The sequence below is a fragment of the Hymenobacter coccineus genome, from assembly GCF_001816125.1.
GTDB lineage: Bacteria > Bacteroidota > Bacteroidia > Cytophagales > Hymenobacteraceae > Hymenobacter > Hymenobacter coccineus.
Genome location: NZ_MDZA01000052.1, coordinates 1 through 12,160, shown reverse-complemented (window position 1 = coordinate 12,160; position 12,160 = coordinate 1). Strand labels below are relative to the sequence as shown.

The 12,160-nt window shown below is 64.6% G+C and carries 8 protein-coding genes; 5 read left to right on the top strand and 3 right to left on the bottom strand.

The window, feature by feature from the left end; genetic code table 11:
• The 3 genes from BEN49_RS04255 to BEN49_RS04245 all read right to left on the bottom strand — a co-directional run.
• The coding region (locus BEN49_RS04255) for a hypothetical protein (RefSeq protein ID WP_204376050.1) at nt 1–405 on the bottom strand (405 nt) is incomplete at its 3' end.
• 242 nt (nt 406–647) lie between these two features.
• Entirely contained in the window at nt 648–1,430 is a 783-nt protein-coding gene (locus BEN49_RS04250) for a S1/P1 nuclease (RefSeq protein ID WP_083325762.1), read from the bottom strand.
• A gap of 92 nt (nt 1,431–1,522) precedes the next feature.
• Nucleotides 1,523–4,837, bottom strand: coding sequence for a TonB-dependent receptor (locus BEN49_RS04245; protein ID WP_070741228.1), 3,315 nt, complete (start codon nt 4,835–4,837; stop codon nt 1,523–1,525).
• Nucleotides 4,838–5,322: 485 nt separating this feature from the next.
• Here BEN49_RS04245 and BEN49_RS04240 point away from each other — a divergent pair, with 485 nt between their 5' ends.
• The 5 genes from BEN49_RS04240 to BEN49_RS04220 form a co-directional block, all read left to right on the top strand.
• A complete protein-coding gene (locus tag BEN49_RS04240; protein WP_070741225.1) occupies nt 5,323–8,319 on the top strand; it encodes a SusC/RagA family TonB-linked outer membrane protein in 2,997 nt (998 codons plus the stop codon).
• Between the two features lie 23 nt (nt 8,320–8,342).
• Nucleotides 8,343–9,962: a RagB/SusD family nutrient uptake outer membrane protein gene (locus tag BEN49_RS04235; RefSeq protein WP_204376049.1), complete on the top strand. Its 1,620-nt coding sequence runs from the start codon at nt 8,343–8,345 to the stop codon at nt 9,960–9,962.
• A 2-nt stretch (nt 9,963–9,964) separates the two neighbouring features.
• A complete protein-coding gene (locus tag BEN49_RS04230; RefSeq protein ID WP_239691811.1) occupies nt 9,965–11,065 on the top strand; it encodes a phosphatidylinositol-specific phospholipase C1-like protein in 1,101 nt (366 codons plus the stop codon).
• A 4-nt stretch (nt 11,066–11,069) separates the two neighbouring features.
• A complete protein-coding gene (locus tag BEN49_RS04225) occupies nt 11,070–11,582 on the top strand; it encodes a hypothetical protein (protein WP_125916503.1) in 513 nt (170 codons plus the stop codon).
• On the top strand, nt 11,579–12,160 hold a 582-nt coding region (locus BEN49_RS04220; RefSeq protein WP_162276471.1), incomplete at its 3' end, for a CehA/McbA family metallohydrolase. The genes BEN49_RS04225 and BEN49_RS04220, both read left to right, overlap by 4 nt.

Sequence of the window (12,160 nt, the reverse complement as noted above, 5' to 3'; positions counted from 1 at the left end):
GCGCGCCGGGGCGGTAGCAGCGGGCGCCTTGGCGGCTTTGCGCGCGGCCTTGGCGGCGTGCTTGGCCAGCTTGCGCCGCTGCTTCACGAGCTTGCCCGCCAGGCGCTTCACCGTTTTGGCAACGGCTTTCGGCGGCGCGAGGGCCGCGTTATCGCCGGCGCCCAGGTACGCCTGCACCAAGGTGCTGAGCTCGCCGGCCAGGGTTTTGCGCTGGGCCTTGGGCGTGGGCGGTGCGGGGGCGCCCGCCGGGGCCCCCGCGGTGGCCTGCGTTTTGAGCAGCTGCTTGGCCAGTTTCCGCAGTACTTTCTGCACGGCTTTGGGCTGGTCGGCGGCCACGTCGGGGCCCAGGTGCGGCGCCACGGCCCCGGCCAGCTGGTTCACAAGAACTTGTTTTGGGTTGTTCATAAAAGAAATGGGTGGGAAGTACCGGCGGGAAAAATTGCTTCCGTGGCCGGTTAGCACGAGGACGGTCAAACGAAAAGTCTGCGAACGGCGGCGGACGCGCCCGCCGGCGCTTGTGCAATATTGCTGCTTTATTATTTATGTAAGCGCTTTCTTTAATATTGGCTCATAAGCTAATCAAGCTAATAGAGTCGAGCTTAATCTGTTAGCCCCCGCGGGCCCTGGGGCCCTAACAAGCCCCGCGGCTACCCGAAAATCTGGTTCAACACGCCCGCCAGGCGGATGCCGGCTTGCAGCAGGCGCTGGTTCAGCTGCACGGCGTGGGCGGGGAAGTAGCGGTAGTCGAAGGTGGGGTTTTGGGCGGCCTCGGCGTAGAGCGGCTCGCTGAGCTGATACGACTCGAAGAGCCAGGTGGCCATCGGGTCGCGCTGCCACTGCTGGACCTGGGCCTTGCTGGCGTGGTCGTCGGCCTGGGCCAGCTCGCTGTACGTCAGGCCCTCGTAGTCAATCAGGCCGCCGTCCCAGAGGCTGTGCAGGTTCTGGTCGCGGCCCAGGAACTTGACGGCCACCTTGTTGCCGCCCTGGTCCTCGCTGTGGCCCGCGTGCATGGGCTGGTGCACATCGCCCACCAAATGCACGATGAACTTGAGGGCAAACACCCGGTCGGCCTTCGGCTTGCTGGGGTCTTTGAGCTGGGCCATCATCTGCTGCAACGCCAGGTAGGCGTTGGGCTCCTTGATGGTGTCGATGGTGGCCACGTACTGCGCGTAGGGCAGGTTGTGGGTGGTGTCGAGGTAGTGCCAGGGGGCCGTGTACTTGTAGGCCGGGTCGGAGCGGATTTCGTCGGGGTAGGTGCTCACCAGCGGCAGCGTTTCGGAGCCCAGCAGGGCGGCCACTTCGCGCTTGGCCTTGTCGGTGAGGTGGTTTTCGGCGATGCGGGCGATGGCCCGGTGCCCCACCACGCCCCAGGCCCGCAGGCTAAAAGGCAACAAACTCAAACAGGCCAGGGCCAGGTATTTGCGAAACATAAAAACAGGTTTGGAAGAAGGGAGAAAGAAACCGGCAAGCAAAAGCCCGTTGCTCAGCGCGAACAACGGGCTTTCGAACAGAATACGTGCGTTTAGTTGAAGGAGTAGCGCAGGCCCACTTGCATGTAGTAGGTCGAGCCCAGGGTTACCGCGTCGCGGAAGGTGGTGCTGATGAGCTGGCTGGTCACGTTGTCGCGGCCCAGGCGGAAGGTGGGCCGGGCCCCGGTGGCGGCCGTGGTGAGGCTGCTCACGTTCTGGGGCTCCAGGAAGTTGTTGAAGGTGAGCGTCTGCACCCGGCCCCAGTTGTTGTTCAGCAGGTTGCCCAGGTTGAAAATGTCGAGGCTCAGTTGCAGCGAGTTGCGCTTGCCGCCCACGTTGGTGAACAGGTCCTGCAAAATCTTCACGTCCACTTCGCTGCGCCAGGGGAGCTGGGCCCCGTTGCGCTCGGCGTACTGGCCCTTGTGCTGGCTCAGGTACTTGTCCTGGTCCACGAACTTGAAAAAGGCGTCGCTCTGCTGCTGGGCCGAGTACGTCACGGCGGCGGCGCCGGTGCCCACCGTCACGGGCACGAAGTTGATTTCCGAGGCGTCACGCGGGATGTACACCAGGTCGGCGTTGGCCCCGTCGCGGTTGAAGTCGGCCGAGTAGAGGTAGGAGTAGCGGCCCTGGGTCGCGCCCTCGTAGTACAGCGAAATGGTGGTGCCCAGGTGGCCCAGGTACTCGGCGCGGTACGAGAGGGCGGCGATGACGCGGTGGGGCAGCACGTTGCCGTTGAAGCCCAGCGGCAGGTTGTTGGCCCCGCTCACGGTGGCCGTGCCCTGCCAGGCCGACAGGGGCTGGTCGCCGCCGCCGTCGTACAGGTTTTTCGAGTCGGTGTAGGTGTAGGCCACCGAGCCGAACAGGCCGTTGCTGAACTGCTTGTCGAGCTTGCCCGTGAGCGAGAAGTAGTAGCCCTTCGAGGCGTTGTCGAGCACAATGGCGTTGTAGGCCGTGCCGTTGGCCGTGCCGGTGCGCACTGGCTGGCCCGCGCTGGTGAGGGGGTTCACAAACTTATCGGTGGGCAGGTTCGGGTAAACCAAGCGGTTGTCGGGGCCCCCGCCGAGGGTTTGCGGGTCCACCAGGTTGGCGTTGCGGAACACCGCCGCGTTGATGTCGCGGTTGTAAATGCCTTCCACGGTGCCCACCAGGCCCCCGGGCAGCTTGGCGTCCACGGCCAGGCTGGTTTTCCAGGTTTGCGGGAAGCGGAAATCCTGCGCCAGCGACGAGGTAGTGCTCGGGATAACGGTGCCCGCGGCCGGCACCGTGGCCGGGCGGTAGGCGGTGGGGTCGGGGTTGAAGGGGCCCGGCACGGCCGAGCCCGAGAAGGTGCGCGTCACCTGCAAGGTGCCCGCGTCGCCGGCCTGGCTCACGATCCAGACGTAGGGCACGCGGCCCGTGAAGATGCCCGTGCCGCCGCGCAGTTGCAAGGCTCGGGTGCCGAGCACGTCGAGGTTGAAGCCCAGGCGCGGCGAGTAGAGGACCTGGGCCCCGGGCAGTTGCGACACGTCAATTTTCTCACCGCCCGCAAAGTTCAGGCCCGCCACCAGCGGGAACGGCTGCAAGGTGTTGGAGTAGTGCGTCAGGTCCACGCGCAGGCCGGGCGTCACGCGCAGGCGGCTGCTCACGGCAAACTCGTCCTGCAAATACAGCGAGTACTGCTGGTACCTGAAGGTGGGGAACGCCTGCGCGAAGCCCGGGGCCAGCGAGTACGTGATGCCGAAGTCCTGGGGTTTCTGGTTATTGAGGAAATCGTCGAGCGAGTTGAACGTGTAGTAGCCCGTGCCGAAGCGCTGAAAGCCGTTCTTGGTTTCGCTGAAATCGCCCTGGAAGCCCGCCGTAATGTTGTGGCGGCCCAGCGTGGCCGTGAAGTCGTCCTTAATGGAATAGATTTTCACGTCGCGCAGGTTGCCGTAGGTGAACACTTCGGTGCCAAACGAGGTGAACGGCGTGCCGTCCTTCAGGATGTCAACGAACGGAAACAGCGTGCCGCTGGGCGAGCTGCGCGGGTCGTTCTGGCGGGTGTAGGTGCCGCGCAGCACGTTGGCAAATTGGTTGTTTTTACCAAACGCGGAGTTCAGCTCCGCCGCCAGCGAGTAGAAGTTGGATTCCTGAAAATACGTGGCGTTCTGGTAGAACAAAGCCGTGTTCTGCTGGCGGTTGCCGCTGCCCCCCGTGTAGCCCCCAAACGGGCTGCGCGAAGTGCTGGGGAAGTTGGTGCCCTTGCCCTCCACCTGGCTGTAGCGCACGTTGAAGCGGTTGCGCGGGCTGATGTTCCAGTCGAGGCGGCCCAGGATTTTGGTGCGCGGGGCCGTGAAGCTGTAGCCCTGGTAGGCCCCCGGGTCGTAGCCGTAGCGCTCGATGAGCGTGCTGCGAATCTGGTCCAGCTCGGTGGCCGTGGGGCGCGCCACGTTGGTGTTGCTGCCGAAGGGCACGGCGTCGGTGGCGGCGGTGCGCTGCTGGCCCGGGGTGCGGTTTTCCTCGGTTTCGAAGTTGCCGAAAAAGAACAGCTTGTTCTTGATAATGGGCCCCCCGAGGCGCGCACCGTACTGGTAAAAGCGCTGGTCCTGGATGTTAACGCGCTGATCACCTACCCGGTTGCCCCGGAATTTCTGGTTGTTGAAGTAGCCGTAGGCCGAGCCCGCGAAGTCGTTGGTGCCGGCCCGGGTCACGGCGTTGATGGCCGCGCCGGTGAAGCCTGACTGGCGCACGTCGTAGGGCGTTACGTTCACCGAAATCTCCTCGATGGCGTCGAGCGAAATGGGCGAGCCACCCGCCGGCAGGTTGCCCCCGATGCCGAAGTTGTTGTTGAAGTCCGAGCCGTCCACGCTGAAGTAGTTCGAACGGTTGCTGCCCCCCCCGATGCCCCCGCCGCCGTTGGCTTGGGGCGTGAGGCGCGTGAAGTCGTTGAGGCTGCGGGTGATGGAGGGCAGGCGCTGCAAGGCCGTGCGGTCGATGGTGGTTACCGAGCCGGTGCGGTCCGAGTTCAGCACCGAGCGCGGGTTGCTGGCCGTCACCGTCACTTCCTGGAGCTGGGTATCGGCCGCGCCCAGCGCCACGTTCAGCACGTAGGGCTGGTCGAGCTGGAGCACCACGTCGTTGCGGGTGGTGGTTTGGGCCCCCACGTAGCTAATTTCCACGGTGTAGGGCCCCCCGATGCGCATGTTCTGGATGGTGTACCGGCCCTCGGCGTTGGTGGCGGTGCCGTAGGTGGTGCCGCTGGGCGTGTGCACGGCCCGCACCGTGGCCCCGATGGAGGGCTCGCCCTTGGCGTCTTTAATCAGGCCGGTCAGGCTGCTGGTCGTCACCTGGGCGCGCACGCCCAGCGTGGCCAGCAGCACAGCTAAGGCAATAAATAACAGTTGTTTCATCGAAAAAGAAATGGGTAGAAAAATGGAAAAGCAGCGGTAATAATTAAGGGGAATAAATTCAGAAGGTGCTGTCCAGGGATTAGTTAGAAACTTTTGGAACCCTGTTGCCTCGCCTTGGCAAGCCATTATCCCCGAGTATTTAATTGGTGAATTGTTGAGCGGCTTTAATTAATTATTACGATCATAATTTGGGTGTTAATTAAATTAATTGAGCAATTATTAATTGCGCTAGATATTATACTTTCTATTAGAGGGGTGCAAAATTAGGGTGGGTACATTGCGGCAATGTTACCTGAGCGTTAGGTGAATTTTAAGGCTGCTGCGGGGCCGTTGCGGGCCATTGGCGGCAGAATAGGGCCCCAGCGGTACGGTTAAGTGCTGTAATTTCTACCTCAAATACAATGGTAATCTGCGCGTCATGTTGAAATAATAGCCCCGCCCGTGTTTTGCTGGCCATTACACAAACCCATTTAAAAGGGGATTATATGACCAACCAATACGCTTCAAAACCTGCTGCCCAGTTCGTGCGCCGCCTGCTGTTGCTGCCGGTGCTGCTGGGGGCCCCAGCGGTGGCGCTGGCCCAGCAAACCGTGCGGGGCACCGTAACCGACGAGAAAAACGCGGCGCTGCCCGGCGTCACGGTGCGCCTCAAGGACGGTGCCGCGGCGGTGGCCACGGCGGCCGACGGTGCCTACAGCATCAAAACCAACGGGCCGGCCGACATCCTGGTGTTCTCCTTCGTGGGCACCGTGGCGAAGGAAATTGCGCCCGGCACCCAAACCAGCCTCAACGTGACGCTGCTGCCCGACGCGCAGAAGCTGAACGACGTGGTGGTGATTGGCTACGGCACGGCCAGCCGCGCCGACATCACGGGCGCCGTTACGTCCATCAAGAGCGAAGAATTCAACCAGGGCGTGCTCACCACGCCCGCCGAGCTGCTGCAAGGCAAGGTGGCCGGCCTGAACATCACCAAGAGCGGCGACCCCAACCAGCGGCCGTCGGTGGTGCTGCGGGGCCCCTCCACCATCCGCACCGTGAACGGCGGCGTGACGGAGCCGTTCTACGTCATCGACGGCGTGCCCGGCGCGAGCATCGACCTGCTGGCGCCCGACGACATTGCCACGATTGACGTGCTGAAGGACGCCTCTTCCACCGCCATTTACGGCACGCGGGCGGCCAACGGGGTCATCATCATCACCACCAAGCGGGCCAAGCCGGGCCAGTCGCGCCTCACCTACAGCGCCTACGGGGCCCTGGCCAAGGTGTCGAAGAAAATCGACGTGCTCAGCGGCGGCGAGCTGCGCCAGTACCTGGCCGACAACAAAACCCGGCCGCTGACCACGCCCACCGACGACGATGGCTCGAACACCAACTGGCAGGACCTGATCGAGCGCACCAGCTACTCGACCAACCACAACCTTTCGTTTGCGGGCTCGGCCAACGCCACGGACTACGGCGCCAGCGTGAACTACCTGAAAAACAACGGGGCCCTAATTAATACGTCGCTCGAGCGCCTCATCTACCGCGGGTTCATCAACCAGCGTTTTTTTAACAACCGCCTCAAGCTGGGCGTGAACATCATCAACAGCAGCACCACCCAAAACGACATTCCGCAGGGCAGCACCCTGCCGGGCATGTTGTTTTACTTGCCCACGGTGAGCCCCTACAACCCCGACGGCACCTACAAGGAAAACTACACCCGCACGGGCAGCGGCCCGCTCAACCCGCTCTCGCTGGCCAACAACAACACCTACATCACGAAGGACAGCAAAACGCTGGTCAACGGCCTGGTGCAGGTGGACGTGCTCACGGGCCTGAAGCTGACGCTGAGCGGCTCGACCCAGCGCGCCCAAACCAACTACAGCAGCTACCTCAACAGCCAGTCGGGCCTGGCCGTGAACCTGGGCGGGGTGGCCCGCCGCGCCGAGTACCAGAACACCAACGACGTGCTGGAGGCCTACGCCAACTACGACCGCACGCTCGGGCTGCACAGCGTGCAGCTACTGGCCGGCTACTCGTACCAGCAGGACCGCACCAACGACGGCTTTGGTATCACGACCCAGAACTTCGCCAACAACGCGCTGGGGTTCAATAACCTGTACCTGTCCAACCCATCGTCGCTGGCGCAGGTGGCGTTTGATAACAACCCCATTTCTACCCTGCGGCTCCTCTCGCAGTACGCCCGCGCGCAGTACCAGTACGGCGACCGCTACCTAGCGCAGGTGTCGCTGCGGCGCGACGGCTCGTCGGTGTTCGGCGTGAACAATCGCTACGGCTACTTCCCCACGGCGGCCGTGGGCTGGCGCATTATTAACGAGGAGTTTATGCGGGGCCGCGACCTGTTTTCGGACCTGAAGCTGCGCGCCGGCTACGGCGTGTCGGGCAATAGCCAGGGCTTCGACGCCTTTTCGGCCATCCTCATCTACGGCACGCCGCCCGGCAGCAGCAAGTACCTGAACAACGGCGCCATCTCGAACGTGGTGAACGCCGTGCGCAACGAAAACCCCGACCTGAAGTGGGAAAGCACCGCCACCGCCAACATCGGCCTGGACTTCGGCCTGTTCAAGAACCGCATCACGGGCTCGGTGGACTACTACATCAAGAAAACCAGCGACTTGATTGACGACGTACTGCCGGTGTCGAGCACCGAGTTCCAGTACACCACCTACACCGCCAACGTGGGCAGCATGACCAACCGCGGCATCGAGGTGGCCCTGAGCGTGGTGCCGGTGCAAACGGGCGCCTTCACCTGGCGCTCGTCGCTGAACTTCTCGCACAATACCAACCGCATCGACAACCTGAGCACCGACCGCTTCACGATTCCCTACATCCAGACGGCGCAGCTCGGTGGCAAGGGCCAGAGCGGCAACTACAGCCAGATTGTGCAGCCCGGCTCGCCGCTCGGCACCTTCAAGCTGTGGCACTACCTAGGCAAAAACGAGCAGGGCGTGAGCACCTACCAGAAGGCCGACGGCAGCGTGACGGCCACCCAGCCCCTCACCACCGACATGCAGGAAGTGGGCAGCGCCCAGCCCAAGCTGATTTACGGCTGGGCCAACAACTTTACCTACAAGGCCTTCGACCTGAACTTCCTGGTGCGCGGCGTGTACGGCAACAAAATCCTGAACGCCACCCTGGCCGGCCTCAACAACCCCGCCGACGCGCGCTTGCAAAACATCCCGCGCTTCACGCTGGGCGAGTCGTTCAACGACATTAACGGCTACCTCATCTCCGACCGCTTCCTGGAGAGCGGCTCGTACCTGCGCCTCGACAACGCCACCCTGGGCTACACCCTGCGGCCCCACACCCAATACGTGCAGGCGCTGCGCTTCTACGTGAGTAGCAACAACGTGTTCATTATCACCAAGTACCGGGGCATCGACCCCGAAATCAACATCGGGGGCCTCACGCCGGGCATCGACAACCAGAACTTCTACCCCAAGACCCGCACGTTCACCCTGGGCCTGTCGGCTTCCTTCTAATCGCGCTTCCTACTTATACTATCGTGCAAAAAATTTACGCAACAAGCCGCGCCCTGCTGCTGGCCGGCGGGCTGACCGGGGCCCTAACTGGGGCCCTAATGGGCTGCAAAAACGTGCTGGACGTGCCGGTGGAGTCGCAGTTCGTGGCCGCCAACTTCCCCACCACCCTCAGCGACTACAACGCCTCGGTGGGGGCCATTTATTCCAACCTGTCGTCGCAGTACGCCGTGCCCTACTGGCGCATGCAAACGCTGGCCACCGACGAGGCCATTTTGCCGGCCCGCGACGGCAACTTCGACGACGGCGGCCAGTACCGGCAGCTGCACTACCACACCTGGACGCCCGACCACCCCAACGTGCTCACCATCTGGCAGTGGGCCTACGGCGGCATCACTACCTGCAACCGCCTGCTCAACGTCACGAACACGTTCAACTTCACGGCGGCCGAGAAGGACGCGCGCCTGGCCGAGATTCGGGCCATGCGGGCGCTCTACTACTTCTTCCTGCTCGACTTGTACGGCAACGTGCCCCTGGTGACCGAGTACCCCACGGCCCCGCTGCCCGCCACGCAGCCCCGCGCCAAGGTGTACGAGTTCATCGAGAGCGAGCTGAAGAGCCTCACGCCCAAGCTGCCGGCCAAGTCGGGCGCCAGCGCCAGCAACACCCAGCAGTACGGCCGCCCCACCAAGGGCCTGGTGTACGCGCTGCTGGCCAAGCTCTACCTCAACGCCGAGGTGTACGGGGCCCCCGCCCGCTACCCCGACGTGGTGCGCATGGCCGACAGCGTGCAGGCCAACGCCAACTACGCCCTCGACGCGCGCTACCGCGACATTTTCCTGCCCAACAACGGGCCCCAGATTCGGGAAACCGTGTTCGCCGTGCCCTACGACCAGCAAATTCCGGGCAACCAGTTCACGCGCTTTGGCTTTTTCTATTACCTCACGCAGGCGTACGGCTTCAACGTGGGCCTGAGCATTGCCATGAGCACCACGCCGGAGTTCTACGCCCGCTTCAACCTGCCCGGCGATGCCCGCACCAAAACCTGGCTGTCGGGGCCCCAGTTCGTGCCCGACGGCAACGGCGGCTTCACCACCACGCCGGTGTACTACCCTAACACCACCGACCAAATCGTCATCAACCCGGTGCTGACGCTGGTGCCGCCCAAGCCCATGGACGTGGGCAACACGCTGGCCACCCAGTCGGAGGGCGTGCGCTCCATCAAGTTCTACCCCGACCCGGCTATCATCCAGGCCACCCGCCTGAACGGCAACGACGTGCCCGTGCTGCGCCTGGCCGACGTGCTGCTGATGAAGGCCGAAGCCATCCTGCGCGGGGCCCCCGCCACCGCCAGCAACGGCGAAATGCAAACGCCGCTGGTGCTCGTGAACAAGGTGCGCGCCCGCGCCGGGGCCCCCGCCGCCGCCAGCATCGCCCTGGGTGGGATGCTCGACGAGCGCGCCCGCGAGCTGAGCTGGGAAGGCTGGCGCCGCAACGACCTCATCCGCTTCGGCCAGTTCGAGACGGAGTACCCGCTGCCCAACGACGCGCTGAAGATGGACAAGAGCACCTTCCGCCGCCTCTACCCCGTGCCCACCATCGAGCTGCGGCTGAATACCAACTTGCAGCAAAACCCTGGCTACTAGCTTTGTTCTATGAAATTTATTCTCCTATTTGGGGCCCTGGCCGCCGGGCCCTCGGCGCCGCTACCCGGCGGGCCCCCGAGCCGCTGCTGAACCAAATCCAGGTCATCGGCTCGCACAACAGCTACAAGCAAGCCATCGACCCCAAGCTGTTCCGGGTGCTCCAAAAGTCCGATTCGGCCAGCATGAGCAAAATCGACTACGAGCACCTGAGCCTGACCGAGCAGCTCAACAAAGGCCTGCTGGCGCTGGAAATTGACGTGTACGCCGACACGCAGGGCGGCAAGTACGCCCACCCCAAGGGCCTGGACCTGGCCCCCGGCCAGCCGCCCTACGACGCAGCGGGCCTGATGAAGCAGCCCGGCTTCAAGGTGTTCCACATCCAGGACCTTGACTACCGCAGCAACGCGCCCACGTTCAAGCTGGCCCTGCTGGAGTTGAAGAAATGGTCGGCGGCGCACCCCACGCACCACCCCGTGTTCATCACTATGAACGCCAAGAGCGAGGCCCTGAAGCAGCCCGGCCTTACGGTGCCCGAGCCCTTCACGGCGGCCGTGTTCGATGCCCTTGACCGGGAAATCCTGGACAACCTGGGGGCCGGTAACCTCATCACGCCCGACCAGGTGCGCGGCCAGTACCCCACCCTGGAGGCCGCCGTGCTGCACCGCAACTGGCCCACGCTGCGCGCCGCCCAGGGCAAGTTTGTGTTCGTGCTCGACGAGCTGGGCGAGAAGCGCGCCACGTACATCCAGGGCCACCCGTCGCTGAAGGGCCGGGTGCTGTTTGCCGACGCCGAGCCCGGCACGCCCGAGGCCGCCATCCACGTCCTCAACAACGCTAAAAAAGACCAGGCCGCCATCAAGGCCCTGGTGGCGAAGGGCTACATCATCCGGTCGCGCGCCGACAGCGACACCCAGGAGGCGCGCCGCAACGACAAAACCAGCTTCGAAGCCGCCGAGGCGTCGGGGGCCCAAATCATCAGCACCGACTACTACGCGCCGAGCACGCACTTCGCGTCGCCCTACACCATCAGCTTTGCGGGCGGCACCTACTTCCGGCCCAACCCCGTCAACGCCAGCCAGGTAGCGCCGGCCACCATTAAATAGCCGGGTGCGCAGCGTTCGTGAATGGGGCCGGCGCCGGGTGGGCGCGCGGCGCGGCTGGGCGCTGCTGCTGGCCCTGTGCGGCTGGGCGGCAGCGGCCGCCGCCCAGGCCCCAACGGAAGTAGTGCGCCGCGGCCACGTGCCGGCCGACAGCCTGTTCCGGCTGCTCTACGTGCCCATTGAGGTGCCGCCGGGCACGGCCGAAATCCGGGTGCAGGAGGACTACAACCACGCCAGTGGCAACGTGCTGAACCTGGGCATTTACGGCCCCGAGGGCTACCGGCCGGGCGCGGCGGTGGGCTTCCGGGGCTGGTCGGGCGGGGCTAAAACGGCCTTTTTCCTGAACGCCCAGGCGGCGTCTACCGGCTACGTGCCGGGGCCCCTGCGGCCCGGCACCTGGCACGTGCTGCTCTACCCGTCCACCATCGCGCCGGCGGGCATCGACTGGCAGCTGACCGCGACGCTGGTGCCCGGCCCGGCGGGCCCGGCCTTCGTGCCCGCGCCCGCGGCGCGGCCGTGAACGCCACGCCGGGCTGGTACCAGGGCGACTTGCACCTGCACACGCTGCACTCCGACGGCCGCCGCACCCCCGCCGAGCTGGTGGACGAGGCCGGGGCCCAGGGGCTGGATTTCATCGTCTCGACCGAGCACAACACCAACAGCGCCAACCTGAGCTGGGGCCGCTACGCCCGGCCCAACCTGCTGGTCATCAACGGCGAGGAAGTAACCACCACCGCCTACGGCCACTGGAACGCCCTCGGGCTGGACGCCACCACGCTGCTCGACTGGCGCTACGGGCCCCGCGACAGCGCCATTGTGGCCGCCACCGCGCAGGTGCGCGCCCTGGGCGGCCTGGCCATCGTCAACCACCCGTTCTTCCCCGATACCACCAACCACTTCCAGTTCGGGGTGCGGCACTTCGACGGCATTGAGGTGTGGAACGGCCGCTGGGACGCCCGCAACGAGCAGGCCCTGCGCTGGTGGGACGCGGGGCTGCGCCGGGGCCGCCCGCTGCTGGCCGTGGCCGCCAGCGACACGCACACCGCCGCCCCGTCGCCCAACCAGCTCGGGCGGCCGTGCACCGTGGTGCAGGCCAGC